Consider the following 24,221-nt stretch of genomic DNA (forward strand, 5'->3'; position numbering starts at 1 on the left):
TTTAGCCGTGTCGTTTCGTTTCAATTTGTGGAGCTTTGAAGCATGAAAAAAGCAGTGGATCAGGTTCGACTGGACCTCACGACCGGTCTTGAGTCTCGCGACTCGCGCCTGTTCTTCGACCCGAAGACGGCCCGCATGACGAACCTTGAGAAGGTCCGATTGCTGGGCTGTCGGGTGGACACCGTGCGCCAGTTGTACCGAGGCCGCATTCGCCCGGAGCTGGTCACGGCCATTGAGCAAGGTGGCATCGTCCAGTTCGCTGGCCATTACTGGCATGCCGGACGTGTGGGGCGTGATTCGGGCTATCAGTACAAGCTGCAAAACGCAGACCTTGGCTTCGTCCTCCTGTTGAAGAACTTCAACGTGAAGATCGACGTGATCGGCGCCCACATGAAGATCGAAGTGAGCCCCCATGCCATCCAGTCGTGCACGCCCGACGTCCTGCAGGAATGGATGGACCGCTTCGCCAAGGAAGCCATGCAACATGTCGAGCCCAATCAGTGCGCCGTTCACCTCGCCCTGGACGTGCAAGGCTGGAACCCGCCTGCTGATCTGATCGACCGCCTGCAATGCCGCGCCCGTACCCGTCGCGACCTCTCCGGCATCAAGGAAGTCCACTACGACGGCGAAGCGGTTTCCTACGGCCGTGGCCAGTCCTTCCTGTTCGGTTCCGCGTCAGGTATTCAGCTCGCCATCTACAACAAGTCGCTTCAGGCCTGGAGCATCGACAAGCTCGATTACTGGCGCTCGGTCTGGTCCGGCATGGACAACCCGTTCGATTCCGAAGACGACCAGAACTATGACCCCGAGGCTCCGGTATGGCGCATCGAACTGCGCTACCACCACTCGATCATTCAGCAGTTCGCCGATGGCTCCGCCGATATGGATACCGGCGCCATGATCGACAACCGCACCTTTGCCGAGCTGGCGGGGCATCTCGACGGGCTGTTCCAGTACGGCCTGGAGTCCTTCCGCCTGTGTTCCAGCAAGGGCGTGCTCGATGCCTTCTGGACCCTGATGCGTCAGGACGTGAAGGTCTCTATCCCTGCTGAATCGCTCGCCGGACGCACTCACTACAAACGCCACTTCAAGACCTCCCAGGGCTTCACCGGCAAGAACGTTGAGCTGTTCTTGGGAAACTTCATCAGCCTGCTCGCACGGGAGCGTGTAGGCGCGGAAAAGGCCTTCGCCAGCCTCAGGGAGTGGGTGTGCTGGCCAGTCATTCGCGATCACTACGCCGCAAAGGAGATGGGCGAGCGTGACGTCTACAAGCACATCCAGGACCTACTTCGGGAGCGCGTAGTTCGGTGGGGGAGGGCGGTGTAGTGGCCATTGAGCAACTGCCGGATGGCCGCTGGAAAGTCGATACCGAGCCGATCAAGGGCAAGCGCTTCCGCAAGACGTTCAAGACCAAGGGTGAGGCGCAACGCTTCGAAGCAACCTGCAGGGCCAAAGTGATCGACGCGCCCGACTGGTCACCCCGCCAGAAGGATCGTCGCCGCCTGCTGGAGCTACTGAAACGCTGGGGCATCCTACATGGCAACGGCCTCACCGACTACGCCGGGCGAGAGCTGCTGCTGAAGAGAATGATCGAACGCCTGGGCGACCCGATCGGCCACCAGTTCACCGCGGTGAAGTTCGCTGAATACCGGGCCAAGCGCCTTGACGCCGGTATCAGCCGAAAGACCATGAACAACGAACTCGGCTACCTCCGCGCCCTGTTCAATGTGCTGATCCAGTTCCAGGAAATCGATTACCCGAACCCGCTGGCCACGGTGAAGCCGATGAAGCTCCAGGAGCGTGAGCTGGCGTACCTCGATCACGAACAGGTGGATAGTTTGTTCGCCACGCTGCGCTCCATGCAGCACGTCCACGTCGAGCTGATTTCTACCATCTGCCTGGCTACAGGCTGCCGCTGGGGAGAGGCACAAGGGCTTGTGCCGTCCAGGGTGAAGGGCGGCGCGGTGCATTTCGTGGAAACCAAGTCCAAGCGGCGTAGATCGATTCCGATTACGCCCGAGCTGGAAACCCGCATCCTTGACCACTTCTCACGGCATGGTCTATTCACCAACTGTCGAAACAGTTTCGATGAAGCGGTGGAGAAGGCCGGTCTAAAGCTGCCTGCCGGTCAGAAAGCGCATGTACTGCGTCACACCTTCGCTTCGCATTTCATGGCAAACGGGGGAAACATCCTATCGTTGCAGAAGATCCTGGGGCATTCCTCGTTGTCGATGACCATGCGGTATGCGCACCTGGCGCCAGGCCACTTCCAGGATGTTCTGGAGTTCGGCCCCACCAGGGATTTTCGACAGTTCTTCGACACTTCCCCGATTGCTGAACAGGAAGGCACGGAAAAAGCCTTATAAATCAATATGGAAGGCAAGCACGCCCGGTGGCGTGGCCGGGCTTCAAACCCGGTGGGGGACGGCAGCCGTTCCTGGGTGGGTTCGACTCCCACTGCCTTCCGCCAATTCAAAGCGCAATGCAGTGTTCAACGTCTGTGTTTTCCCATTATTTCCGTGACTTGCGCCAGTTTCTTAGTGTCGTGCCTGACATTTAGACAGGCGGTCATTCCGTTGGGAGCTATGGCTCTTGCGGCAATAACGGGCGCTGAGCACTATTTAAGCAGTTATCCCTGCAGTTCTAGAGTCGGGAGAGGGTGGTCAGGGGTTGGCTGCTCGAACTCGAACCTGCCACAACAGCTAGCGCCTCTAAGAGGGCGTTCTGAAACACAGCGACCATCAGGAGTTGACATGACTATCCGATTCGCACTGGGCAGCGCGCTGGTCCTCATGGCGAGCGTGGCTTTTGCCGCAGCTCCGGCAGCCAAGAAGGACAGTGACAATTACTACCTGAACTGGCAGGAGCGTAACGGCGCGATCGCTCTGGACACGGTGTGCAGCAAGAACGAGAAGGGCTCCAAGCAGTTCCGCAACTGCCAGCAGCATGCGCAGGTGATTTTCCGCAACTCCTGCACCAAGGCGAAGGACCCGGCCAGCAAGTGGTGCGTTGCGCAAGCCCAGTACAAGCCCTGAGTTCGTTTCGGTCGCGGAGGAAGGAACGAACTTCCTCCCGTCGCCCACTCCTCTAAAGCCACCATTCATGGAGGCTTTCTGCTCTTTGTTCTCGCGCTCTCGACCGTTGGGTAGGGAGGCACGGCTGCCGCCAGTCCCGCGCATATAGTGGATAGATGACCATTGCAACGGCGCTTCTCCCCGTAGGAGGCGTGCGATGAATGCAGCAAGGTATCTGGCACTGATCCTGGTCGTTTTCGGACTTTGCGCATGCGCGGGCCCAGCAGGCGAGGGCAAGAAAGAGTTGCTCGCAGTCAGATTGAACGCCACGCCGAAGAACGCCGGGCGTATCGCGCAGGCGACGCTGGTGCCACGGGGCGAGGAGACGAGCATTTCGTTTGTGATCAGCGGTGTACCGTCTTTCACCACCAGGCCCGTTCGTCTTTACACCTTCATTTACCCGGGGAGTTGCGCGCATCCAGGGGCCTCGCCAGCCTATGAGCTGAACAATACGGTCACCACGGAGCGCCATTTCCGGGGGGACGTCTGGCGGATGTCGAAGTCCGCGCCCGTTCCGTTCTCGGCATTACGCGCAGGCGATTACTCGCTTGTACTGCGGACGACGCCCGCAGATGGCAACTACGACATTTTCTGTGGGGATATCCACTGAAGGATCGCCTTGCTGCTTGAGAGCGCCGGACATTCCGTAGGAGCGAGCTTGCTCGCGAATGAGCGTGTTCAGGCTGTTCGCGAGCAAGCTCGCTCCTACTTTCCGGTTATTCGCAGAGTTTCCCGCTCTTGGCTTCCGGCATCAGCGCCATGTATTGCTTGCCGCTCATGTGCACCAGTTCGTCATGGCGACCGGACTCGAAGTAGATGTCCGGCTGTTCCGCCAGGGACTGGTCGATCAGGGTGTCGAGGCCGAACAGGTTGCCCACGGCGGGGATTGCGCCGGTTTCGCAGTTGGCGAAGCGCTTGCCGAAGTCCCGTTCGCGCACCAGGCGCCAGTGGCGATGGGTGAGTTTGTGGATCTTTTCCAGGTCAACGTGGCGAGAAGCGGGCACCACGGCCATCATCCAGTGGCCCTGGAAGTCGTCGAGGATTACCGGTTTGGCCATTTGCTGCGGCGGTATGCCGGCGCGGCGAGCCGCTTCGCGGGTGGTCATGGATGCGGTGTGGTTGAGCACGTCGAAGCGTGTCTTGTGCTGCATAAGGCTGCTTTGCAGCTGGGTGATCATGGTCATGGGACACCTCCTGCCAGGCGGCAGCTCGTCGCTCCCGGTAAGCCTGCGTCGCCGGCACGCAAGGAGGAGCCTCCCGCTCCCCACCCGGCATCGGCTCTGGCCGCTGCCTTGTGGATAAGTTTAGTGAGGGAGCGGCTTAACGGGCCGGAAAGCGCTGACCGGTTCAGGGCAGGTCGAGGAGCATGGCCAGGCGGTTACGCAAGCCTGAGTGGCGTTCGGTATCCAGTAATTGCCGCAGGCGTTGGTCGCACTCCTGGGGCGCGAGGGCACGGAAGCCGGCGCGCTCGTAGAAGGGGCGGTTCCAGGGGATGTGGGCAAAGGTGGTGAGGGTCAGGGCCGCGTATCCACCATCGCGCCCGCGCTCGATTGCTGCAGCCAGCAGCGCGCGCCCCAACCCCTTGCCACCCTGTTCGGGCAGGACGCTTATTTCGCTGATGTGCAGCACGTTCCCGACGGCTTGGGCGGCGAGAAAGCCCGCCACGTTGTACGTGGGTGCCAGTGCGACCCAGAGCAGGTCGCTGGCCAGGGCAAGGTTCAGGCATTCCAGGGGTAGGGTGCTGCCGCGGAGATGGGGTGGCAGGTCGTCAGGGCCGAAGAGCTCGGCCGCGCGAAGCTCGATGCCAGCCAGCCGAGGAATATCGGCCGGTGTGGCGAGGCGAATGGTCATCGGGCTCAGTCCGGGAGGGCTTTGTCCAGTTGGACCAGGGCGATGCGCCGGCCGTCCGGGGCCAGGCGTTCGACGATGGCGCGTGGCTGGTAGCCGAGCCGGGTATAGAGCAGCAGTCCGCCGGCATTGGCGTTGAAGCAGGAGACTTTCATCAGCCTGGCCTTGTACTGCTCGCGAGCCTGGCGCTCCATGGTGCTGATCAGGTACTGGGCCACGCCATGTCCGCGTGCCCAGAGCGCCACCATCATGTTGCCGAGGGCGCAGAACTCGCCGTGCTGCCATTGGTAGAAGTTGGCGAAGCCGGCGACCTTGCCATCCAGCAGGGCAACGGTGCTGCCGCGGCGCTCGGCCATGGCGGCAGCGAGCTGACCTACGGTGAGAGGCCAACTGGCCTTGGGGTAGGCGAAGAACAGTTCGTCCGCATCCTGGGGGAAGCGGACGATCTCGTGGAGGTCTTCGGCGCTGGCGGGGCGGTGTTGCAGTTGGGGATTAGCGGCGGGCATGAGGTCCTCAGTGCGGTGGGTATTGGGCGATCACCTTGGCGACCGTTTCGCGGATGGCGGCTTCACGTTCGGCGGGGGTCGGTGGGGAGCTCTTCATGATCTGCTCGGCACTTCCGCGCCAGACCAGCTTGCCATCCTTGCCGTCGTAGAGGTCCACCTGGATGGTGGCCACCTTGTAGTTGTAAGTGCGGGTCTCGGTATAAGCCGGGCCGCCCATGTAGCCACCTCCCCAATAGCCGCCCCAGTAGCCGCCGTAGTTGTAGCTGGTCTGTTGCTGGCGTTCATCGACTATGAGCCAGGACTGGACGTTGAGGTCGGCCTTGCCGCTGGAGGCCGGGCGCAGACCTCGCTGGTCGAGTTGCTGGCCGACGGCGTCGCGGATGCGTTGTTCGGTGAGGTCGCTCTTGATGCGTGGGTCGTCGGGGCGGTACTGCAGGGCAGGTTCCTTCCAGCTCCAGCTGCGATAGGCGCCGAAGTCGCGGGTGCGGTCGTAATCGCGATTCACGTCGTAGCTCTGACAGGCCGCCACGAGCAGGACGGTGGACAGGAGTAGCGTGCGGCGGATCATGGTTGGATCTCCTCTGCCGGAATCATTATCGAAACGCAAGGCAGAGCAGCCGGCAAGGGGAATTTGCGGGCCTTCAGGTCATCAGGTGCCTCACTCCCAGCCCCTCCAAAAGGGAGAGGGGAGCTACTTCGCCCTCAATTCGGTGGATAGTCGTGCAGGGCTTCCTTCACCGCTTCGCGCAGTGCGGCCACGCCATCGGAGCGATTGCCGTTGGCATAGGTTTCGCCGCTGCCGCTCCAGATCGGCTGGTTGTCACGGGCGTCGTAGAACTCCAGGTAGACCACCGCAACCTGTTCCTCGTAGGTGCGCACGACGGGCACGGTGGCCCAGGCACCGTACTGGTCGCGCCACGGGCCGCTGCCGTAATAGGCACCGCCATAGTCGTCGTACTGCCGCAGGCGTCGCTCGTAGCGCAGGCTGGCGCTGACTTTGAGATCGGCCTGGCCTGGAGTGCGTGCCTGGCGCAGGCCGTGCTGGTCGAGGCCGGAGTTGACCATCTCCGCCATTTGCTCGGGCGTCGCCCAGTTGTTGCCGGCGGGAAGTTGGCCGTCGAGCCAGGTCCAGCTGCGATACCGACCGAAGTCGCGGGGGGCGGCGGGGTAAGCGCTGCTGTCGAAGGTGGTCGCCGCGCCCGGCGGGGCGGGCGGCAGCGGGCGGGACTCGGCCTTGTACGGGTTGGGGCTCTGGCAGGCGGACAACAGCAGGGCAAGGGCGAGTAGCGCGGGCAGTTTCATGGGGCCTCCGTTCAAACCTGCTCACGATTTTGTGAGCTAGCGAAGAGCAAGGCACAACGACCAACGGGAGTAACAGCCGCAGGCTGGCCCGAAGGGAGAGCGCCAGCGAATCAGATGGCTCAGGAAGCAGAGTCTACGGATGTAAATGAGCATTCCGAAGCCATTTCAACGCAGCTATTCCGACGCGCAGTTAATCGTGAGCGGGTTTCACAGAGGGCGGCAAATCCAGTGCAGATAGCGGCCAAGTCCCTGATAGCTGGGGTGGCGGCGATAGGCGAGCTCCATTTCCAGCAAGTCCACCAGTTCGGCCTTGGCCTGGAATTCCTGGGGCATGTAGTCGTGGAACACGCGTACCCCGCTCTGGCTTTCGACTTGCCAGTGGCCTTCGAGTTGCGTGGCCAGGTCACGCGGGGCCAGCGGCTGCTGTGGGGTCAGACTTTGCCCTTCACCGGCGAATTTATGTTTGCGCAGCTTGCGGAAATGCCCCTTCAACAGATTGCGATAGATCAGCGCGTCCTTGTTGTAGAAGGCCAGCGAGAGCATCCCGTCTTTGGCCGTCAGCTGGTGCAGCACAGGCAGGATGGCGTGCGGGTCGGCCAGCCATTCCAGTACGGCGTGGCAGAGCACCAGATCATAGGGTTCGGTGAGCTGACCGAGCAGCTCCTGCCAGGGCGACTGGATGAAGCTGGCCGCCTGCCCGGCTTCGGCAAAGCGCTGGCGAGCGCCTTCGAGCATGGGTTCGGCGGGTTCGGCGAGGGTGACCTGGTGGCCGCGCTCGGCCAGCCAGAGGGCCATGTGGCCAAGGCCGGCGCCCACATCGAGCACGCGCAACGGGCGCTCGGGCAGGACTTCGGCCAGGTCGGCCTGGAGCACGGCCAGGCGGATGGCGCCCTTGGCACCACCGTAGATCTTTTCGGCGAAACGCGTCGCCAGTTCATCGAAGTGACGGTCGCTCATGCGAAGCGCCTTTCGCTGTCCGCCAGCTTGGCGCGGACCACGGCGTCCATGTCCAGGCCGAGTTCGGCGCAGAGCAGGAGGAGGTAGAGGACAATGTCGCCTACTTCCTGGCCGGCGTGGGCGAGTTTTTCGGGGGGCAACTGGTGCGACTGTTCTTCGGTCAGCCACTGGAAGATTTCCACCAGCTCGGCCATTTCCACGCTGGCGGCCATGGCCAGGTTCTTCGGGCTATGGAACTGCCGCCAGTCGTTGTGATCGCGGATGGCGTGCAGGCGGGCGGTGATTTCGTCGAGGTTCATGGGGCTCTCCTTGAGCCGCCTATGGTCCCGCCGCTTTCATGTCCACGCAAGGGTCAACCGAGTGGTCGCCAGCTCCCGGCCATGTGTGGTGTGTCGCCCCTGCCGCGAAGCGCGAGCTGGCCTTCCGGCGCTGGCGTGCTGGCCAGCAGGGTGACCTCGCCAGGCAGGAACACGGGTTTCTGGAAGCGCACTTCCAGCTCGTAACCGGCATTCGGCAGGTGGATTTCCAGGGCCGCCAGGCAGCGCGCCTTGTTCCACAGGCCGTGGGCAATGGCGCGGGGGAATCCGAACAGCTTGGCGGTGGTAGCCGAAAGGTGGATGGGGTTGTAGTCGCCGGCCACGCGGGCGTAGCGCCGGCCGATGTCGGCGGCGGCGTACCACTGGTCCAGGTGCACCAGCGGCAGGCTTTCCTGGGGGGCGCGCGGTTCGGGCTGGCCGGGCAGGCGAAGGCCGCGGAAGAGGATGCGGCTGTCGCCTTCCCACACGAGGCCGAGCTGGTCTTCCAGGCGGGTGATCAGGCTGAAGGTGGCGCCTTTCTCGTGGGGCTGGAGATCGCTCACCTGCACGCTGGCGGTGAAGGGGCCCAGGCCGCCCAGGGCGCGCAAGACGCGGATACGGTTTTCCAGGTGCACCAGGCCCAGCAGCGGGAAGGGGAAGCGCGGGTCGGTGAGCAGTCGCATCTGCAGGGGGAAGGCGAGTATGTGCGGGTAGGTTGCCGGCAGCAGTCCCTTGTCGCTGAAGCCGCAGACGGCGCGATAGCGCGCCAGATGACCGGGGTCGACGCTCACCTGGCAGCGCACGCCCAACTCGGGCAGGGCCTTGCCGCGCATGCCACGGCGCACGGCGGCGCGGGCGAACAGGCCGGGGAGGGCGGGAGGTGCGGAAAGGTCGAGCCAGTCGGTGGCCATGCGTGATCTCCTTGGGGCGAATGGGGCTCAGCATAGCCAGCGGTTCGCCCCGCACATTGGCCGACCGTCCCGGGACTGCGGCAGGGCAGCCAATCACGGCCTTGAGCGGGGAGGAAAAAGCCGAATAAGATGGCCGCGCCTCGCAGACAATAAGAATTCTCCGAAAATGATGCGTGATCTGACCGACGATGTGGCGCTGATGCGCCCGGTGATCGACGCCCTGCGTGCCAGCGGCACCGACCCGGACAAGGTTCTGGTGCGCGTCGGCCTGCCGCCAGGCGGACTACCCCCGGGTCGCTTTCCCCATGCTGCGCAAACCCAGTTCTGGAAGGCCGCGGCCGCCGAGTGCGGTGAGGAGCATGTCGGCCTCTACCTGGCGGGCCACCTACCGGCCTTTCACGGACTGCTGCTGGAGTACCTGTTCCTCTCCAGTGGCACCTTTGGCGAGGGGCTGCGACATGCCCTGCGCTACGTGCGCTTGCTCTCCGACACCCTGAGTGCCCATCTGGAAGTTGAAGATGATCGCGCTGTCCTCTCCCTTGGCCGGCATGCGGGCAGCAATCGGCACTTCCCGGAGATGCTCGCCGGTGCGGTGATCCGCCTCTTCCATGCCCTGACCGATGGGCAGTTCAAGCCCCACGAAGTGCAACTGATGCACGCCGAAGGAGCCCCCGCGGAGCGTTACCACTTGGTCTATGGCTGCCCGGCGAAGCTGGGGGCCGATCGCTACGCACTGATCTTCGACGCCGAGGTGCTGGATAAACCCTCGCGCCACGCCGCGCCGGACTTGCTGCGCATGCACGAGTCACTGGCGCGCCGCCAGCTAGCGGAGGTGGAGCGCCTGGACCTGGTGCGCCAGGTGCGAGAGTTGATCGGCGAACTGCTGGTGGATGGCGGAGCCACCCTGGAGCAGGTCGCCGCACGCCTGAACATGCCGGCCCGCCGCCTGCGCGAACGACTGGCCACGGCCGGCGTGCGTTTCAACGACCTGGTTACCGACTACCGCTGCCGGCTGGCCAAGGAACTGCTGCTGAAGACCGACGAGCGCATCGAGGTCATCGTCGAACGCACCGGGTTCTCCGAACCCAGCACCTTCTACCGGGCGTTCAAGCGCTGGGTGGGAGAGACGCCAGTGGAGTTCCGGCGGAAGGGGAAGGGCGAGCGCTGAGGCCCGCGTGTATCTGGCCGGTGCGAATGCTCTTGTGGGGGCGAATTCATCGGCTAAGTCTGCGTTAGCTGTTGCGAGAGATTTGCCCGCGGGCCAATAGCCTTGTAGGAGCTGGCTTGCCAGCGAAACGGGGCCATTCGCTGGCAAGCCAGCTCCTACGGGCAATGCAGCTGCTTGCAACACGTAACGTTGACAGAGCCAATTCATTCGCCCCTACAAGGGTTTGATTCACATTGGGTGCTGGTACTCAGGCCCCCAGCAGGCTCTGCCCGCACACCCGCATCACCTGTCCGGTCAGGGCGCCTGAGCCCGGCTGGGCGAACCAGGCGACGGCTTCGGCCACGTCCTGGGGCAGGCCGCCCTGGCTCATGGAGTTCATGCGCCGGCCCGCTTCGCGGATGGTCAGGGGAATGGCGGCAGTCATCTGGGTTTCGATGAAACCCGGCGCTACGGCATTGATGCTGATGCCGCGCTTGCCCAGCATTGGCGCCCAATTCTGCGCCAGCCCGATCACCCCGGCCTTGCTCGTCGCGTAGTTGGTCTGGCCCATGTTGCCGGCGATGCCGCTGATGGAGGCGATCAGCACCACGCGGCCGTTGTCGTGCAGCTTGCCGGCGTCCAGCAGGGCCTGAGTGAGCACCTGCGGGGCGCGCAGGTTGACGTTGAGCACCGAATTCCAGAAGTCGTCGCTCATTTTCGCGAGGGTCTTGTCGCGGGTGATACCGGCGTTGTGCACCAGGATGTCCACACCTTCCGGCAGGGCTTCGACCAGTTGGCTGGAGGCATCCTCGGTAGTGATATCCATGGCGATGCTGTGGCCGCCCAGGCGCGCGGCCAGGCCGTCGAGGGCGTCCTTCGCCGGGGGGACGTCCAGCAGCACCACCTCGGCGCCGTCGCGGGCCAGGGTTTCGGCGATGGCGGCGCCGATCCCGCGGGAGGCTCCGGTCACCAGCGCCCGCTTGCCGGCCAGTGGGCGGGTCCAGTCCTGGACCCTCTCCGGGCAGGCGGTCAAGCGCAGCACCTGGCCAGAAACGTAGGCACTCTTGGGGGACAGGAAAAAGCGCAGCGCACCTTCGAGCTGGTCTTCCGCGCCCTTGCCCACGTAGATCAGCTGGACGTTGCCGCCCCGACGGACCTCCTTGCCGAGGGAGCGGGTGAAACCCTCCAGGGAGCGCTGCACGCTGGCGGCGACCAGGTCCTTGGTCGCTTCGGGGGCGCGGGCCAGGACCACCACTTTCGGGCACTTGCCCAGGCCTTTCATGGCTGGCTGGAAGAAGTTGCGCAGTTCGATCAGTTGCTCGAAGCGGGTCAGCCCACTGGCATCGTAGATCAGCGCCTTGAGTTTCGGACCGTGCTCGGCGGTCCAGCGCGACAGGCCGAAACGGCCGTCCTCATCGGCGAAATACTGGTCGGTGAGCTTGTTCAGCACACCGCTGGCCGCTTCGGCGAGTGCACCTTGGCCACCGATCAGCAGGGCTCCGTCAACCGGCCGTGCGCGGCCTGCCATCCAGCGCTCCAGGCACACCGGCGCCGGCAAGCCCAGGGCGCCCACCAGGCGCCGGCCGGCGTTGGAGTTGGCAAAGGCGAGGTAACGGTCGTTCATGGGTAGCTCCTGCTGGTCAATCGAAAGTGGCCTCACTCTACGCAGACACGCGTTGAGCGCAATTGACCGCGCTGACCTGCCAAGCGGCGAGGCGGCCAATCCAGCCGTCTAGTCTTGTATCCGACACTGCAACCCGCAAACCCTCATCGCAAGGAGTCACCATGGCCCAGCTTCGCCGGGTCGCCATCGTCGGCGGCAACCGCATCCCCTTCGCCCGCTCCAACACCGTCTACGCCACGGCGAGCAACCAGGACATGCTGACCAGCGCCCTGGAGGGCCTGGTGGAACGCTTCAACCTGCATGGCGTGCGCGTAGGCGAGTTCGCCGCTGGCGCAGTACTCAAGCACTCCCGCGATTTCAACCTGGCCCGTGAATGCGTGCTGGGCTCGCGATTGGCACCGGAAACCCCGGCCTACGACATCCAGCAGGCCTGTGGCACGGGCCTCGAGGCCGCCATCCTGGTGGCCAACAAGATCGCCCTCGGCCAGATCGAATGCGGTATCGCCGGCGGCGTGGACACTACTTCCGACGCGCCCATCGGTGTGCATGAGGAGCTGCGCAAGATCCTGCTGGAAGCCAACCGTGCCAAGACCACCAGCGACAAGATCAAGACCCTTCTGAAGGTTCGCCCGCGTCACCTGGCGCCGAACATTCCGCGCAACGGCGAACCGCGTACCGGGCTGTCCATGGGTGAACACTGCGAGCTGATGGCGCAGACCTGGGCCATCCCGCGCGATGAGCAGGACCAACTGGCCATCGCCAGTCACCAGAAGCTCGCGGCAGCTTATGCCGAGGGCTGGCAGAACGACCTGATGAGCCCCTTCCGTGGCCTGAACCGCGACCAGAACCTGCGCCCGGACATCAATGCCGAGAAGTTGGCCGGCCTGAAACCGGTGTTCGAGCGCGGCCCGCGCGGCACCCTGACGGCGGCGAACTCGACGCCTCTGACCGACGGCGCCTCGGTGGTGCTGCTGGCCAGCGAGGAGTGGGCGAAGGCGCGCGGCCTGCCGGTCCTCGCTTACTTCCGGGACGGCGAAGCGGCGGCGGTGGATTTCGTCAGCGGCGAGGAAGGCCTGTTGATGGCGCCGGTCTACGCGGTTCCGCGTCTGCTCGCGCGCAACAACCTGTGCCTGCAGGACTTCGATTACTACGAGATCCACGAAGCCTTCGCCGCCCAGGTGCTCTGCACCCTCAAGGCCTGGGAGGACGCCGACTACTGCAAGAGCCGTCTCGATCTGGACAAGCCGCTGGGCTCCATCGACCGCAGCAAGATGAACGTCAAGGGCAGCTCGCTCGCGGCTGGCCACCCGTTCGCCGCCACCGGCGGGCGAATTGTCGCCAACCTGGCCAAGCTGCTTTCGGTGGCGGGTGAGGGGCGCGGACTCATCTCGATTTGCGCTGCGGGTGGCCAGGGTGTGACCGCGATCCTGGAAAAGTAATCCAATACCCGTGGCGGCAAGTCATCGCTGCCACGCGATGTAAGCAACTCCGTGATTTAGGGCGGCCCGCAATGTCGGGGCCGCCCTTTTTTTCGTCCGGATGGCAGGGCGGTTTTCAGCCATCGATCAGCACGCCGCCTTTGACGATCTTTACCTGATGATGGCGTTCAAGGCGCACCGGATCGCGACCGGTAATGCTCCAGCCCTGGTCGATCAGCTTGTCGATGTGCTTGCGCATGGCGTGGAAGCCGCGCCTTTCCTGCGGCACGTCGCGGCGTCGCCTGAGCACCACCCATTGGCCAGCGACGTACTCGATCCAGGGAGTCTGGGGTATCTCTTTGCGGTCGGCCGTGGTCGGCAGGCCGTTCTTGAAGATGGCCTCCTCGGGGAACAGCAATTCGGTAACGCTAGGTTCGTGTTCGCACAGCAGCCTGGGGTCAGTCATTTTGAAACAACCTCCCTATTGCACGATTGCGTTCGGACGCATGCTGCCGTCCGGGTCTGCACCTGGGTGTATCACCGTTGCAACAGGTACAGAGCAAGGGCTGTGCCACAAGCGTTGCACTGCTCTGGATGGGGGCTTGCGGGGGAGGTGAGGCGCGTTGCGGCGTCGGGACTGGGGATTGGGACACAGGAGTGGGGGCATCCCTCACCCCCACCGGAAAGGCCTGTCCGCGACAGCGATACCAGGTCTTGCGGACAGCCCCCTCTCCCTTCAGGGAGAGGGCCGTACGGTGGCTCAGGCACTCCACTCCAGCTGCAGCTCTTCCTGCCAGGCCACGCGCACGAAGTGACTGCCGACGATGTCCTTCAGTCGCTCCAGGCCTTCGGTCGATTGACTTTCCACGGACAAGGTCAGGCCATCGTCTTCCGCGCGCAGGAGGCCGAGGCCCAGGTCGAACTCGATGCGGCCCTGCTGATTGTCGTGGCTCACGGGCACACGATGGGCGAAGTGCTTGCACAGGCGGGTGATGTAGCGCGCCGGGGTGGCGGTGGCGACATGGGCGGATGCGGTCAGGGTCATGGGTATGTTCCTCAGTAGCCGACGGTGAAACGTTGGCGGATGTGTTGGGGTTGTTCCAGTTCGTCGACGATGGCCACGGCGAGGTCCGCCACCGAGATACGTGCCGGATGGTCGCCGCTCATCAGCAGCTGGTCGCCGCCGACGCGGAAGCGGCCGGTGCGCTCGCCCGGTTCCAGCAGGGCGGGCGGGGAAATGAAGGTCCAGTCCAGGTCCTGTTCTTCGCGGATCAGGCGGAGTGCCTGGCGTGCGCCTTCCGCGCCTTCCTTGTACTCGGCAGGGAAATCCGGGGTATCGATCAGCTGCAGGTTTGGCGCGACATAGAGGCTGCCGGCCCCGCCGACCACCAGCAGGCGCTTGAGGCCGGCCTGCCGGATTCCGGCGAAGATGGCCTGGGTACCCTGGATGAACAGTTCGCGAATCTTCACTTCGCCCCAGCCGGGGTTGAAGGCGTGGATCACTGCGTCGTGGCCGGCTACTGCCCCGGCGATGTTTGCGGCGTCATAGGCGTCGCCTTTCACGGCGTCGAGCTGAGCGTGCTGCGAGAGTTTTTCCGGATGGCGGACGATGGCGGTCACCTGGTGGCCGCGTTGCAGGGCTTCGCTGAGGACGGCGGAGCCGACGAAACCGGTGGCGCCGATCAGGGCGATTTTCATGTGCATCTCCATGCTGGGTTGCGAGGTGACGCATAATCGCTGCTGGATAATCGGCGGAAAAAGTGCCGAAAGGTGCTTTCACAATTAAGCGGAGCTTACGAATGGAGCAGCTAAAGCGCATGGCGGTGTTCGCCACCGTGGTCGAGCGCGGCAGCATGGTGGCAGCCGCCGAAGTGCTGGGCATGACGGCCTCGGCAGTGAGCCAGCAAATTCGCAAGCTGGAAGAGGAAACCCAGGTCAGCCTGCTGCATCGCACCACGCGCAAGCTGACCCTGACTGAGGCTGGCGCGGTGTTCTACAAGAGCTGCGCCCAGGTGCTGGAGCTGGCGCAGCAGGCCGAGCAGCGCCTGGCGGAACTGCGCGATGCCCCGGTGGGCGAGCTGCGCATCGCGGCGCCCGTGGGCTTCTCTACCGGCATGCTGACCGAGGCTCTGGCGCCACTGCTGGAAGCCCATCCTGGCCTCAGCCTGCAACTGTTCTTTCATGACGAGCAGATCGACCTGGTGGAGCAGCGCATCGACCTGGCCATCCGCGTGGGCTCTCAGGAAGATTCCAGCCTGGTGGCCCGGCATCTTGCTGACTGGCCGGCGGTGCTCTGCTGCGCGCCGGCCTATCTGGCCCGCAGCGGTCCGATCCAGCGGCCCGAGCGGCTGCTGGAGCTGGACTGGATCAGCCTCAATGGCGAACGCCAGCAGCACCAGGTGACTTTCACCAGCCCCGGCGGGGAACAACAACGGCTGCGCTTGGAGCCGCGCGTGGCGTGCAACAATATCCTCGCGGTGCGCAGCTTCACCCTGGCTGGCCTCGGTATTTCGTTGCAGCCGGAACCGGAAGTGCGCGAGGAATTGGCCAGCGGCCGGCTGTTGGCATTGCTTCCCGAGTGGCAGCCGAGGCCGGTGGGGCTCTACATTGTCACCCCGCGCCGCGATGCATTGCCGGCCAAGGTGCGCTATGCCATCGAAGCCCTTCGTCGCGGTCTTTTGCGTCGTGGATAGCCGCCGCTGCCCGCATGCCGTATAACGTCGGCCCATCCTCTCCGTCCCCTTGAAGGCACTCGCAGCACCTGCATGAAGACCCCGAAACGCCTTGAGCCATTGCTGGAAGATGGCCTGATCGATGAAGTCCTGCGCCCGCTGATGAGCGGCAAGGAAGCCTCCGTGTACGTGGTGCGCTGCGGCAGTGAGCTGCGTTGCGCCAAGGTCTACAAGGAGGCCAACAAGCGTGGTTTCCGCCAGGCCGCCGAATACCAGGAAGGCCGCAAGGTGCGTAACAGCCGCGATGCCCGGGCCATGGCCAAGGGCTCGAAGTACGGCCGCCGCGAGCGCGAGGAAACCTGGCAGAACGCCGAGGTGGCGGCGCTGTTCCGACTCGCCAACGCCGGGGTACGGGTACCCAAGCCCTACGACTTCCTCGATGGCGTACTGCTCATGGAGCTGGTCAGCGACGGTGAAGGCGATGCCGCGCCACGCCTGAACGATGTCGACTTGACGCCGGAGGATGCGCGCGAGTTCCACGGTTTCATGATCGGCGAGATCGTCAAGATGCTCTGCGCCGGGCTGGTTCATGGCGACCTGTCAGAGTTCAACGTGCTACTCGACCCCTACGGCCCGGTCATCATCGACCTGCCCCAGGCCGTGGATGCGGCAGGCAACAACCACGCCTTCCGCATGCTGGAGCGAGATGTTGGCAATATGGCCGAGTATTTCGGCCAGTTCGCCCCCGAATTGAAGTTCACCCGCTACGCCAAGGAAATGTGGGCGCTCTTCGAGGAAGGCAAGCTGACCCCGGAAAGTCCGCTTACCGGCCACTTCGACGAGCCCGAGGACTCTGCCGACCTGGACGCGGTGATGCGCGAAATCAAGGCGGCCCTGGCTGACGAGGCCCGACGCCAGGCGGCGCTGGCCGAGCAGGACGCGCCGCAAGGGCTTGAAGAGCCAACGCCACCCTGGATGCGCGGCTGACCGTCACTTGACCTGGCAGGGTCGGCGCACGATCCTTGCTCATTGGTTTTATCAGGAGATGTGCAGATGCAAGGCCAAGCCGAAGTGGTTGATTACCTCAAGGACTTGTTGCGCGGTGAACTGGCCGCCCGTGACCAGTACTTCCTGCATTCGCGGATGTACCAGGACTGGGGCTTCAACAAGCTCTTCGAACGCATCAACCACGAGATGGAAGAAGAGACCCAGCACGCCGATGCCCTGCTGCAGCGCATCCTCTTCCTCGAAGCCACTCCGGACATGCGCCCGCGCACCATTCATCCCGGCCACACCGTGCCGGACATGCTGCGTGCCGACCTCAAGCTGGAATATGAAGTTCGTGCCGCGCTGAGCAAGGGCATTGCCCTGTGCGAGAAGCACAAGGACTACATGAGCCGCGATATCCTCGCCGCCCAGCTCAAGGACACCGAGGAAGATCACGCCTACTGGCTGGAACAGCAGCTCGGCATGATCGACCGCATCGGCCTGCAGAACTACCTGCAGTCGCAGGCTTGAGCTGATCGAGCTGAACCGGAAGGGCCGCCAATGCGGCCTTTTTGTTGGGCGAGTTCCGCCGCCTTTCGCGAATGAATTCGCTCCCACGGCACTCCACCTGAATCGACCTCGGCACAGACAGCCCCTTCTCCCTCTGGGGTGAAGAAGCCCGCTTTTCGAAGCACCGCTGCCGGGGCCGATGAACGCCTGAGCGCGAAGCGATCGGGCAGGGGCGCAGGGCGGGCAGGTACGGCGCAGCAGTGAAGGGCAGTCCTTCGCCTGCCTGGCGAATGAATTCGCCCTTACAGGAGGCACATTCCAACTCCCTGGCACGAGCTGCCCCCTCTCCCGCGTGCGGGAGAGGGGTGAGGGCAGCCATACAGCCCCTGCTGATTTTTCCAGCGTTCTGTGTCCTTACATCCGACCGCCAGGCTGCTAGCGTGTGCCTGAACTTCCGGAGTCCTCGCCATGCCTCTTCCACACATTCTCCTGGCCCTGCTGGTCACCCTGATCTGGGGCGTCAATTTCGTGGTGATCAAGGTCGGCCTGGAAGATTTCCCTCCGCTGCTGTTCTGCGCGCTGCGCTTCGCCCTCGCGGCGCTGCCGCTGCTGTTCCTGCGCGGACCGATGCCGGCGCCGTTCTGGCGCATCGTGCAGATCGGCCTGCTACTGGGCGTGATCAAGTTCGGCCTGTTGTTCGTCGGCATGCACCTGGGAATGCCGGCTGGGCTGTCGTCGCTGGTGCTGCAGAGCCAGGTGTTCTTCACCATCCTGATCGCGGCGCTATTTCTCGGCGAGCGGCCCAGCCGTAGAGGCCTGCTGGGGCTCCTGCTGGCAGCATCCGGGCTGGTGCTGATCGGCCTGGGCCGGCCATTGGGGGACAGCCTGCTGGCGTTCATGCTGGTGATTGCCGCGGCGCTGGTCTGGGCCTTCGCCAATATCGCCACCAAACGCAGCGGCGCGAAGGACATGCTGCGGTTGATCTGCTGGGTCAGCCTGATCCCGCCGCTGCCCTTGCTGCTGCTCTCCTATGTCTTCGAAGGCCCCGAAGCCATTGCCAGCGCGTTGAGCCACCCGAGCTGGGGCGGCATCGGCGCGCTGGTCTACATCGCCTTCCTCGCCACCACCGTGGGCTTTGGCCTCTGGAGCTTCCTGCTGCAGCGCTATCCGGCCAGCCTGGTGACACCCTTCGCCCTGGCGGTGCCGGTGTCGGGGCTGCTGTCCGGCTGGTTGCTTTTGGGCGAGGAACTCAGTGCCACCGGCTGGCTGGCATGCGTGCTGGTGTTCGTAGGGCTGGCAATCACCGTACTGCCCAAGGGCTTGTTGGGGCGCACCTTCAGTGGCAGCAGCCGCCTGACTCCAGGTCCTTGAGGATCGGGCAATCCGGGCGATGGTCGCCCTGGCAGTGATCCACCAGCTCCTGAAGCGTGTCGCGCAGACCCGCGAGCTCGGAGATCTTGCGGTTCAGCGCTTCGATATGGTCGCGGGCCAGCTCCTTCACATCGGCGCTGGCGCGCTGGCGGTCTTGCCAGAGCTCCAGCAGCCGGCCCACTTCCTCCAGTGAAAATCCGAGGTCCCGCGAGCGTTTTATGAACGCCAGGGTGTGCAGGTCCTGGCTGTTGTACTGGCGGTAGCCGCTGTCGGTGCGTCCGGCTTCCGGCAGCAGGCCGATGCCTTCGTAGTAGCGAATCATCTTCGCGGTCAGCCCGCTTTTCTTCGCCGCTTGGCCGATGTTCATTGGCGTTTCCTCTCTTGCGGGGCCGCGACCGTAGGAGCGAGCTTGCTCGCGAACCCTCGCAAGCAAGCTGGTTCCTGCGGAAATGGGTGTCAATCGTCCGGCTTCCAAGTCTTCAGCAGCAGTGCATTGCTCACCACGCTGACACTGGACAGCGCCATGGCCGCACCCGCCACTACGGGGCTGAGCAGGCCGGCGGCGGCCAGGGGGATGCCGATCAGGTTGTAGATGAAGGCCCAGAACAGGTTCTGGCGAATCTTCGCATAGGTCCGGCGGGAGATATCCAGGGCCGCTGGAACAAGGCGCGGGTCGCCGCGCATCAGGGTGATACCGGCGGCGTGCATGGCCACGTCCGTACCGCCGCCCATGGCGATGCCGACGTCGGCGGCGGCCAGGGCCGGGGCGTCGTTGATGCCGTCGCCCACCATTGCTACTACTGCCCCCCGGGCTTTGAGCGCTGCCACTGTGGCGGCCTTGTCCGCCGGCAGCACCTCGGCGTGTACCGAGTCGATGCCCAGGGCCTCGGCCACCACCCGCGCACTGCCGCGGTTATCGCCGGTGATCAGGTGACTGTGGATATCCCGCTCGCGCAGGGTCGTGACAGCCTGTGCAGCGCCATCCTTGAGGGTGTCACCGAAGGCGAAGAGGCCGAGCACACGCGGCTCCGGTTGCAGCTCCAGCAACCACGACAGAGTGCGTCCCTCGGTCTCCCATTCTTTGGCCTGGCTGGCCAGGTCGCCTGCCGCAAGCTGCTGTTCATCCAGCAAACGACGGTTTCCCAGGGCCAGCAGGCGGCCGTTCACCCTGCCTTGGATTCCGCGGCCGGCCAAGGCACGACTGTCGTCCACGTTGGGAGCGTCCAGGCCGCGATCGACGCAGGTATCCAGCACCGCTTTGGCGAGCGGGTGTTCACTGCCGCGTTGCAGCGCTCCGGCCAGTTGCAGCAGCTCGTTCTCGTCGCCATGCGCCGCAACAAGGTGAGCGATGCGCGGGGTGCCGGAGGTGAGAGTGCCGGTCTTGTCGAAGGCCACGGCCGTCACGGCGTGAGCAACTTCCAGGGCTTCGGCGTCCTTGATCAGGATTCCGTGGCGTGCCGCCACGCCGGTTCCGGCCATGATCGCGGTGGGAGTGGCGAGGCCAAGTGCACAGGGGCAGGCGATGACCAGCACCGCAACGGCATTGATCAGCGCGGTCTCGATGCCGGCACCGGCCAACAACCAGCCGGCCAGAGTGGCCAGGGCAATCAGCATTACCGCCGGGACGAACACCTGGCTGACGCGGTCCACCAGCTTCTGGATGGGCGCCTTGGCCGCCTGTGCGTCTTCCACCAGGCGGATGATTCGCGCCAGCACGGTCTCACCACCAAGTGCCGTGGTACGCACCAGCAGACGCCCTTCGCCGTTGATGGCTCCTGCCGTGACGCGGTCGCCGGGCTGCTTGGGCACCGGCAGGCTCTCGCCGCTGATCAGCGCTTCGTCGGCGTGGCTTTGCCCTTCGCTGACCTCGCCGTCGGCGGGGAAGCGCTCGCCGGGCTTCACCACCAGCAGGTCACCAAGTTGCAAAGCGGCGATGGCGACGTCCTCCTCGCGGCCATCCCTAAGGCGAGTGGCGCGTTCCGGGCGCAGGGCTTCCAGGGCGCGGATGGCGGCGCTGGTCTGACGTTTGGCCCGGCTTTCCAGATATTTGCCCAGCAGAACCAGGGCAATCACCACGGCTGAGGCTTCGAAGTAGAGATGCGGTGTGTGGCCGGGATGCGCGGTCCACCATTGATAGAGGCTGAGGCCATAGCCGGCGCTGGTGCCAATGGCCACCAGCAAGTCCATGTTGCCGGCGCCTGCTTTCACCGCTTTCCAGGCTGCGCGGTAGAAGCGTGCGCCAAGGATGAACTGCACGGGCGTGGCCAGGGCGAACTGTGCCCAGGCCGGCAGCATCCAGTGCAGGCCGAACCATTCCAGCAGCATGGGGACCACCAGTGGCAGCGCCAGGGCGAGGGCAAGCAGGACGGCCCAGCGTTCACGGCTTAGGCGAGCTTCGGTGTCATCCACTGGTGGCTGATCTTCATCCACAAGGCTGGCGGTATAGCCGGCGGCTTCCACCGCCTGGACCAGGCGGGTGCCGTCGGGGGGGCCGAAGATTTGCAGGTGGGCGCGTTCGCTGGCCAGGTTCACGGTCACGTCGGCCACGCCCGGCACCTTGCGCAGGGCCCGCTCCACGCGACCGACGCAGCTGGCGCAGGTCATGCCGCCGATGGCCAGTTCCAGCCGCTGGGCGGGCACCTGGTAGCCCGCGGCTTCCACGGCCGCTACCAGGGCCGGCAGGCTGTCGCCCGAGGCTTTAACACGAGCCTGTTCGGTAGCCAGGTTGACGCTTGCGGCCTGCACGCCGGGCACTTTGGCCAGGGCGCGCTCCACTCGTCCGGCGCAGCTGGCGCAAGTCATCCCGGAGATGGGCAGGTCGAATGCGGTTGGGTTGGTCATGGGTCGATCCTCCTTGGCATGAACCTAGGATCAACCTTGACACGAGGGAAAGGTCAAGTGGTCATTGCACGGCGGCGGTCGGTACCAGATAGAGGCCTTCGGTGCTCTGCGCGAGGCGGTATTTGCGTACCTCGCCGGCCATCAGCGTGATGGTCTGCTGGCGCAACTGTTCGACCCCCGGCTTGCAGCGCCCGGGGCCGAGCAGGCTCAGTCGGATCGACAAGGGTCCCGGCGGCAGGTTGAAGGAAACGATCTGACCCTGCACCAGCCGCGCGGCCAACTGGTCTTCCAGATAGAGGCCGACGTCGCAGGCGGTGGCGAGTTCCAGGCGCTCCCGGGAGACGATCAGCACGCCATAGTCGACCGGAGGCTGGGCCTGGGCCAGCAGCGGTGCCGCCAGAAAAGCGAGCAGGGCAGGTCGGAAGCCGTACATGGCGAAAGTCTCCTGCAAGATGTTCAACCCAGTGTAGGACCAGCCCTTGACCTTGCCACGGTGGAAAGGATGAGACTGGCGTCAGGTTCCACTCACGAGGAGAACGACCATGCAGGTATTCAAGGTTCAAGGCATGTCTTGCGGGCACTGCGTCCGCGCCATCACCCAGGCTGTGCAGGCCCGCGACCAGGCGGCTGAAGTACAGGTGGACCTGGCGGCCGGCGAAGTGCGGGTCGCCAGCCGGCTTGCCGAAGAGCAGGTTCTGGAAGCGATCCGCGAAGAGGGTTATCAGGCCGAGGCGGCCTGAGGCCGGCCCCTGGATTTGGGAGCGATTTCAATCGCGAATGCATTCGCTCCCAACACCTTGGTTCTCAGTCCCAATCCTTCACCAGCCCCCGGAACAAGGCGTCCACCATGGGTTCGGCATCGGTCAGCGGGTCGAACAGCGCGGGGTCGCGGGTCCAGTCGCTGAACAGGCCGATCACCAAGCCATGCACCGCCCGGGACGCCACTAACGGCGTAATGCCCGGGCGCAGGCGCTCGTGGCAGGCGGGGCGGGCGAACAGCGCTTCGCTGAGCTGGATGAACTGATTGACGAAGGCGTAGTGACGCTCTTCGGCCTCGCGCAGCTCTTCGGTGAATTCGCAGCGGTGCAGCAGGATGTTGAAGATGCGTTTGCGCTGCTCGTCCCTTGCCAGGTTGACGATGGCTTCCAGGCACAGGTCGCGTAGCGACAGCATCGGGTCCTGGCCATTGCACCCGCAAAGCCGTTCGGTCATCTGCTCCTGGGGTAGGCGCACCTGGGAGAGCATCTCGTGGAACAGGTGGGCCTTGTTCTGGAAGTGCCAGTAGACCGCGCCACGGGTCACCCCGGCGGCGCGGGCAATCTGTTCCAGCGATGTATGTGCCACGCCGTTTTCCAGGAAAAGGTGTTCGGCGGCGTCGAGGATCGCCCCCCGGGTCTTCTCTGCTTCTTCTTTCGTTCTGCGCATAGCAGTTGGGCCAATAGTGACTAGGCTTCTTGTTTGGGGAGCGGAGTGTACCGATTTTGCTGGTACATGACCGTTACAGACACAAATGAATGTATAGCTCAGCGCCTGCTTCATTTGCCGATTCGGCACCGTATGGAGACACCTTATGCCGTTAACCCGCAGCCTTCCCTTCAGCCTTGCACTTCTCGCCGCAAGCGCCAGTTTTACCGGCCTTGCCGGTGCCGCTGATGCTCCGGGTGGCGCACCACCGGCCCCCGAAGTGGTGGTGGAGACCGCCAAGGCCGCGCCGCTCCCGCTTGTCCTCGAGTATGCCGGGCGTACAGCGGGATTCCGTGAAGTGGAGGTCCGGGCGCAAGTCAGCGGCATCCTCCAGCAACGCACCTACACCGAAGGCAGCCGGGTGAAGCAGGGCCAGATTCTGTTCCGTATCGACCCACGTACCTACGAAGCCGCCCTGGCTCGGGCCAAGGGCGCGCTGGCCCAGGAACAGGCGCGCTACCGGCAGACCGAGCGCGACCTCAAGCGAACCCGCGAGTTGCAGAAGAAGGGGTTCGCCAGCGAAAGCGAACTGGATAACGCGATTTCCAACTTCGAGCAGAGCAAGGCCAACGTCGAGGCCGCCCAGGCTGAGGTGAAGGCCCGTCAGATCGACCTCGACTACACCACGGTGGAAGCGCCCATTTCCGGCATGACCAGCAAGGAAACCCGATCCGAGGGCAGCCTCATCGTGGCAGGCGATCCGAATGGCAGCCTGCTGACCCAACTCACCCAGCTCGATCCCATCTACGTCAACTTCGCCTATCCCGATACCGAGGCCGAGCGCCTGCGCGAAGGTGTGAAGAACGGCAAGGTCGAGTTGCCGCCGGACGGATTGCTCAGTGCTGATCTGAGGTTTGGCGACGGTTCCACCTACCCGCTCTCCGGCCGGGTCGACTTCACCGACAGTTTCGTCAACACCGGCACCGGTACCGTCAGTGCGCGCGCCGTGGTACCCAATCCGGAGCAGAAGCTGTTGCCCGGTATGTTCGTGCGCGTGCTGGTGAAGGGCTTCACGCGGCCTCAGGCCATCACTCTCCCCGAACGTGCCCTTGCACAGGGGCCGCGCGGCACCTTCGTCTACGTGGTGGACAAGGACGGCATGGCGCGGGTGCGCCAGGTCAAGACCGGTGATACCCGCGACGGTCGCTGGGTGATCGAGTCCGGCGTCTCGACTGGCGACCGGGTGATAGTCGAAGGTCTGCCCAAGGTCCGCCCCGACTCGCCGGTAAAGGCCGTGGAGGCCAGCCAGGCCCCGGCCGAACAATCCGCCAAGCAATCCTGAAGGAGCGCCTA

General features: G+C 64.4%; 28 protein-coding genes and 1 tRNA gene. 13 read left to right on the forward strand and 16 right to left on the reverse strand.

Annotated features, from left to right (window positions below; genetic code table 11):
* Window positions 1-42: 42 nt before the first annotated feature.
* The 5 genes from D6Z43_RS23230 (at window position 43) to D6Z43_RS23250 (ending at window position 3,684) form a co-directional block, all read left to right on the forward strand.
* A complete protein-coding gene (locus tag D6Z43_RS23230; RefSeq protein WP_120654372.1) occupies window positions 43-1,326 on the forward strand; it encodes a hypothetical protein in 1,284 nt (427 codons plus the stop codon).
* Window positions 1,326-2,366, forward strand: coding sequence for a tyrosine-type recombinase/integrase (locus D6Z43_RS23235; RefSeq protein ID WP_120654373.1), 1,041 nt, complete (start codon window positions 1,326-1,328; stop codon window positions 2,364-2,366). Before D6Z43_RS23230 ends, D6Z43_RS23235 begins: the two co-directional genes overlap by 1 nt.
* A gap of 8 nt (window positions 2,367-2,374) precedes the next feature.
* Window positions 2,375-2,470 (forward strand) — tRNA-Sec (locus D6Z43_RS23240).
* 283 nt (window positions 2,471-2,753) lie between these two features.
* On the forward strand, window positions 2,754-3,035 hold the full coding sequence (locus D6Z43_RS23245; RefSeq protein ID WP_120654374.1) for a hypothetical protein: 282 nt from the start codon (window positions 2,754-2,756) through the stop codon (window positions 3,033-3,035).
* A 196-nt stretch (window positions 3,036-3,231) separates the two neighbouring features.
* Window positions 3,232-3,684 (forward strand): hypothetical protein, encoded by a 453-nt coding sequence (locus D6Z43_RS23250; protein ID WP_120654375.1) that lies wholly within the window; start codon window positions 3,232-3,234, stop codon window positions 3,682-3,684.
* A gap of 106 nt (window positions 3,685-3,790) precedes the next feature.
* On the opposite strand, the gene D6Z43_RS23255 is transcribed toward D6Z43_RS23250, so the two are convergent.
* The 8 genes from D6Z43_RS23255 to D6Z43_RS23290 form a co-directional block, all read right to left on the reverse strand.
* Window positions 3,791-4,258 (reverse strand): aminoacyl-tRNA deacylase, encoded by a 468-nt coding sequence (locus D6Z43_RS23255; RefSeq protein WP_120654376.1) that lies wholly within the window; start codon window positions 4,256-4,258, stop codon window positions 3,791-3,793.
* Between the two features lie 163 nt (window positions 4,259-4,421).
* Window positions 4,422-4,925 carry a GNAT family N-acetyltransferase gene (locus D6Z43_RS23260; RefSeq protein WP_120654377.1) on the reverse strand — a complete coding sequence of 168 codons (504 nt, stop codon included), beginning with the start codon at window positions 4,923-4,925 and terminating at the stop codon, window positions 4,422-4,424.
* A 5-nt stretch (window positions 4,926-4,930) separates the two neighbouring features.
* Window positions 4,931-5,428, reverse strand: coding sequence for a GNAT family N-acetyltransferase (locus D6Z43_RS23265; RefSeq protein WP_120654378.1), 498 nt, complete (start codon window positions 5,426-5,428; stop codon window positions 4,931-4,933).
* A 7-nt stretch (window positions 5,429-5,435) separates the two neighbouring features.
* Window positions 5,436-5,996 carry a DUF4136 domain-containing protein gene (locus D6Z43_RS23270; RefSeq protein ID WP_120654379.1) on the reverse strand — a complete coding sequence of 187 codons (561 nt, stop codon included), beginning with the start codon at window positions 5,994-5,996 and terminating at the stop codon, window positions 5,436-5,438.
* A gap of 134 nt (window positions 5,997-6,130) precedes the next feature.
* On the reverse strand, window positions 6,131-6,730 hold the full coding sequence (locus D6Z43_RS23275) for a DUF4136 domain-containing protein (RefSeq protein WP_120654380.1): 600 nt from the start codon (window positions 6,728-6,730) through the stop codon (window positions 6,131-6,133).
* A 207-nt stretch (window positions 6,731-6,937) separates the two neighbouring features.
* The gene (locus D6Z43_RS23280) at window positions 6,938-7,687 is read right to left on the reverse strand and encodes a methyltransferase domain-containing protein (RefSeq protein WP_120654381.1); all 750 of its coding nucleotides are present in this window, start codon (window positions 7,685-7,687) and stop codon (window positions 6,938-6,940) included.
* Window positions 7,684-7,986 (reverse strand): MazG-like family protein, encoded by a 303-nt coding sequence (locus D6Z43_RS23285; protein ID WP_120654382.1) that lies wholly within the window; start codon window positions 7,984-7,986, stop codon window positions 7,684-7,686. Before D6Z43_RS23285 ends, D6Z43_RS23280 begins: the two co-directional genes overlap by 4 nt.
* Window positions 7,987-8,039: 53 nt before the next feature.
* Window positions 8,040-8,894 (reverse strand): MaoC/PaaZ C-terminal domain-containing protein, encoded by an 855-nt coding sequence (locus tag D6Z43_RS23290; protein ID WP_120654383.1) that lies wholly within the window; start codon window positions 8,892-8,894, stop codon window positions 8,040-8,042.
* Between the two features lie 169 nt (window positions 8,895-9,063).
* Here D6Z43_RS23290 and D6Z43_RS23295 point away from each other — a divergent pair, with 169 nt between their 5' ends.
* Entirely contained in the window at window positions 9,064-10,062 is a 999-nt protein-coding gene (locus D6Z43_RS23295; protein ID WP_120655343.1) for an AraC family transcriptional regulator, read from the forward strand.
* A gap of 247 nt (window positions 10,063-10,309) precedes the next feature.
* On the opposite strand, the gene D6Z43_RS23300 is transcribed toward D6Z43_RS23295, so the two are convergent.
* Window positions 10,310-11,665, reverse strand: a complete 1,356-nt coding sequence (locus D6Z43_RS23300; RefSeq protein ID WP_120654384.1) for a 3-oxoacyl-ACP reductase — start codon at window positions 11,663-11,665, stop codon at window positions 10,310-10,312.
* A gap of 161 nt (window positions 11,666-11,826) precedes the next feature.
* On the opposite strand from D6Z43_RS23300, the gene D6Z43_RS23305 reads away from it, so the two are divergent.
* Window positions 11,827-13,104, forward strand: a complete 1,278-nt coding sequence (locus D6Z43_RS23305; RefSeq protein ID WP_120654385.1) for an acetyl-CoA C-acetyltransferase — start codon at window positions 11,827-11,829, stop codon at window positions 13,102-13,104.
* A gap of 115 nt (window positions 13,105-13,219) precedes the next feature.
* Here the strand turns inward: D6Z43_RS23305 and D6Z43_RS23310 are convergent, their stop codons facing one another.
* From D6Z43_RS23310 to D6Z43_RS23320, 3 genes are all read right to left on the reverse strand, one after another.
* Entirely contained in the window at window positions 13,220-13,549 is a 330-nt protein-coding gene (locus D6Z43_RS23310; RefSeq protein ID WP_120654386.1) for a hypothetical protein, read from the reverse strand.
* A 294-nt stretch (window positions 13,550-13,843) separates the two neighbouring features.
* A complete protein-coding gene (locus D6Z43_RS23315) occupies window positions 13,844-14,128 on the reverse strand; it encodes a DUF2218 domain-containing protein (protein WP_120654387.1) in 285 nt (94 codons plus the stop codon).
* A gap of 11 nt (window positions 14,129-14,139) precedes the next feature.
* Window positions 14,140-14,781, reverse strand: a complete 642-nt coding sequence (locus tag D6Z43_RS23320) for an NAD(P)-dependent oxidoreductase (RefSeq protein WP_120654388.1) — start codon at window positions 14,779-14,781, stop codon at window positions 14,140-14,142.
* A 101-nt stretch (window positions 14,782-14,882) separates the two neighbouring features.
* Between D6Z43_RS23320 and D6Z43_RS23325 the strand changes: the two genes are divergently transcribed.
* From D6Z43_RS23325 to D6Z43_RS23340, 4 genes are all read left to right on the forward strand, one after another.
* Window positions 14,883-15,776, forward strand: a complete 894-nt coding sequence (locus D6Z43_RS23325; protein WP_120654389.1) for a LysR family transcriptional regulator — start codon at window positions 14,883-14,885, stop codon at window positions 15,774-15,776.
* 72 nt (window positions 15,777-15,848) lie between these two features.
* Entirely contained in the window at window positions 15,849-16,742 is an 894-nt protein-coding gene (locus D6Z43_RS23330) for a PA4780 family RIO1-like protein kinase (protein WP_120654390.1), read from the forward strand.
* Window positions 16,743-16,808: 66 nt separating this feature from the next.
* Window positions 16,809-17,273, forward strand: coding sequence for a bacterioferritin (gene bfr, locus D6Z43_RS23335; protein ID WP_120654391.1), 465 nt, complete (start codon window positions 16,809-16,811; stop codon window positions 17,271-17,273).
* Between the two features lie 447 nt (window positions 17,274-17,720).
* Window positions 17,721-18,623 carry an EamA family transporter gene (locus D6Z43_RS23340; protein WP_120654392.1) on the forward strand — a complete coding sequence of 301 codons (903 nt, stop codon included), beginning with the start codon at window positions 17,721-17,723 and terminating at the stop codon, window positions 18,621-18,623.
* Here the strand turns inward: D6Z43_RS23340 and cueR are convergent.
* From cueR to D6Z43_RS23355, 3 genes are all read right to left on the reverse strand, one after another.
* Entirely contained in the window at window positions 18,589-18,990 is a 402-nt protein-coding gene (gene cueR / locus D6Z43_RS23345) for a Cu(I)-responsive transcriptional regulator (protein ID WP_120654393.1), read from the reverse strand. The genes D6Z43_RS23340 and cueR overlap by 35 nt on opposite strands.
* An 89-nt stretch (window positions 18,991-19,079) precedes the next feature.
* Window positions 19,080-21,464, reverse strand: a complete 2,385-nt coding sequence (locus D6Z43_RS23350; RefSeq protein WP_120654394.1) for a heavy metal translocating P-type ATPase — start codon at window positions 21,462-21,464, stop codon at window positions 19,080-19,082.
* Between the two features lie 61 nt (window positions 21,465-21,525).
* On the reverse strand, window positions 21,526-21,897 hold the full coding sequence (locus tag D6Z43_RS23355) for a hypothetical protein (protein WP_120654395.1): 372 nt from the start codon (window positions 21,895-21,897) through the stop codon (window positions 21,526-21,528).
* 109 nt (window positions 21,898-22,006) lie between these two features.
* Here D6Z43_RS23355 and D6Z43_RS23360 point away from each other — a divergent pair, with 109 nt between their 5' ends.
* Window positions 22,007-22,204 (forward strand): heavy-metal-associated domain-containing protein, encoded by a 198-nt coding sequence (locus D6Z43_RS23360; protein ID WP_069085773.1) that lies wholly within the window; start codon window positions 22,007-22,009, stop codon window positions 22,202-22,204.
* Window positions 22,205-22,268: 64 nt separating this feature from the next.
* Here the strand turns inward: D6Z43_RS23360 and D6Z43_RS23365 are convergent, their stop codons facing one another.
* Window positions 22,269-22,889, reverse strand: coding sequence for a TetR family transcriptional regulator (locus D6Z43_RS23365; protein ID WP_120654396.1), 621 nt, complete (start codon window positions 22,887-22,889; stop codon window positions 22,269-22,271).
* A 145-nt stretch (window positions 22,890-23,034) separates the two neighbouring features.
* Between D6Z43_RS23365 and D6Z43_RS23370 the strand changes: the two genes are divergently transcribed.
* Complete coding sequence (locus D6Z43_RS23370) at window positions 23,035-24,210, forward strand: efflux RND transporter periplasmic adaptor subunit (protein WP_120654397.1); 1,176 nt, start codon at window positions 23,035-23,037, stop codon at window positions 24,208-24,210.
* Window positions 24,211-24,221 lie beyond the last annotated feature (11 nt).

This window comes from Pseudomonas sp. DY-1, assembly GCF_003626975.1.
GTDB lineage: Bacteria > Pseudomonadota > Gammaproteobacteria > Pseudomonadales > Pseudomonadaceae > Metapseudomonas.

What these genes read in the sequence shown, in the direction of transcription:
- D6Z43_RS23270 (WP_120654379.1), bottom strand. Translation starts at nt 5,996, where the DNA reads ATGATCCGCCGCACGCTACTCCTGTCCACCGTCCTGCTCGTGGCGGCC.
- D6Z43_RS23355 (WP_120654395.1), bottom strand. Translation starts at nt 21,897, where the DNA reads ATGTACGGCTTCCGACCTGCCCTGCTCGCTTTTCTGGCGGCACCGCTG.
- D6Z43_RS23230 (WP_120654372.1), top strand. Translation starts at nt 43, where the DNA reads ATGAAAAAAGCAGTGGATCAGGTTCGACTGGACCTCACGACCGGTCTT.
- D6Z43_RS23280 (WP_120654381.1), bottom strand. Translation starts at nt 7,687, where the DNA reads ATGAGCGACCGTCACTTCGATGAACTGGCGACGCGTTTCGCCGAAAAG.
- D6Z43_RS23255 (WP_120654376.1), bottom strand. Translation starts at nt 4,258, where the DNA reads ATGACCATGATCACCCAGCTGCAAAGCAGCCTTATGCAGCACAAGACA.
- D6Z43_RS23340 (WP_120654392.1), top strand. Translation starts at nt 17,721, where the DNA reads ATGCCTCTTCCACACATTCTCCTGGCCCTGCTGGTCACCCTGATCTGG.
- D6Z43_RS23320 (WP_120654388.1), bottom strand. Translation starts at nt 14,781, where the DNA reads ATGAAAATCGCCCTGATCGGCGCCACCGGTTTCGTCGGCTCCGCCGTC.
- bfr (WP_120654391.1), top strand. Translation starts at nt 16,809, where the DNA reads ATGCAAGGCCAAGCCGAAGTGGTTGATTACCTCAAGGACTTGTTGCGC.
- D6Z43_RS23365 (WP_120654396.1), bottom strand. Translation starts at nt 22,889, where the DNA reads ATGCGCAGAACGAAAGAAGAAGCAGAGAAGACCCGGGGGGCGATCCTC.
- D6Z43_RS23330 (WP_120654390.1), top strand. Translation starts at nt 15,849, where the DNA reads ATGAAGACCCCGAAACGCCTTGAGCCATTGCTGGAAGATGGCCTGATC.
- D6Z43_RS23250 (WP_120654375.1), top strand. Translation starts at nt 3,232, where the DNA reads ATGAATGCAGCAAGGTATCTGGCACTGATCCTGGTCGTTTTCGGACTT.
- D6Z43_RS23265 (WP_120654378.1), bottom strand. Translation starts at nt 5,428, where the DNA reads ATGCCCGCCGCTAATCCCCAACTGCAACACCGCCCCGCCAGCGCCGAA.
- D6Z43_RS23325 (WP_120654389.1), top strand. Translation starts at nt 14,883, where the DNA reads ATGGAGCAGCTAAAGCGCATGGCGGTGTTCGCCACCGTGGTCGAGCGC.
- D6Z43_RS23370 (WP_120654397.1), top strand. Translation starts at nt 23,035, where the DNA reads ATGCCGTTAACCCGCAGCCTTCCCTTCAGCCTTGCACTTCTCGCCGCA.
- D6Z43_RS23245 (WP_120654374.1), top strand. Translation starts at nt 2,754, where the DNA reads ATGACTATCCGATTCGCACTGGGCAGCGCGCTGGTCCTCATGGCGAGC.
- D6Z43_RS23285 (WP_120654382.1), bottom strand. Translation starts at nt 7,986, where the DNA reads ATGAACCTCGACGAAATCACCGCCCGCCTGCACGCCATCCGCGATCAC.
- D6Z43_RS23350 (WP_120654394.1), bottom strand. Translation starts at nt 21,464, where the DNA reads ATGACCAACCCAACCGCATTCGACCTGCCCATCTCCGGGATGACTTGC.
- D6Z43_RS23290 (WP_120654383.1), bottom strand. Translation starts at nt 8,894, where the DNA reads ATGGCCACCGACTGGCTCGACCTTTCCGCACCTCCCGCCCTCCCCGGC.
- D6Z43_RS23305 (WP_120654385.1), top strand. Translation starts at nt 11,827, where the DNA reads ATGGCCCAGCTTCGCCGGGTCGCCATCGTCGGCGGCAACCGCATCCCC.
- D6Z43_RS23300 (WP_120654384.1), bottom strand. Translation starts at nt 11,665, where the DNA reads ATGAACGACCGTTACCTCGCCTTTGCCAACTCCAACGCCGGCCGGCGC.
- D6Z43_RS23315 (WP_120654387.1), bottom strand. Translation starts at nt 14,128, where the DNA reads ATGACCCTGACCGCATCCGCCCATGTCGCCACCGCCACCCCGGCGCGC.
- D6Z43_RS23260 (WP_120654377.1), bottom strand. Translation starts at nt 4,925, where the DNA reads ATGACCATTCGCCTCGCCACACCGGCCGATATTCCTCGGCTGGCTGGC.
- D6Z43_RS23275 (WP_120654380.1), bottom strand. Translation starts at nt 6,730, where the DNA reads ATGAAACTGCCCGCGCTACTCGCCCTTGCCCTGCTGTTGTCCGCCTGC.
- D6Z43_RS23295 (WP_120655343.1), top strand. Translation starts at nt 9,064, where the DNA reads ATGCGTGATCTGACCGACGATGTGGCGCTGATGCGCCCGGTGATCGAC.
- D6Z43_RS23360 (WP_069085773.1), top strand. Translation starts at nt 22,007, where the DNA reads ATGCAGGTATTCAAGGTTCAAGGCATGTCTTGCGGGCACTGCGTCCGC.
- cueR (WP_120654393.1), bottom strand. Translation starts at nt 18,990, where the DNA reads ATGAACATCGGCCAAGCGGCGAAGAAAAGCGGGCTGACCGCGAAGATG.
- D6Z43_RS23310 (WP_120654386.1), bottom strand. Translation starts at nt 13,549, where the DNA reads ATGACTGACCCCAGGCTGCTGTGCGAACACGAACCTAGCGTTACCGAA.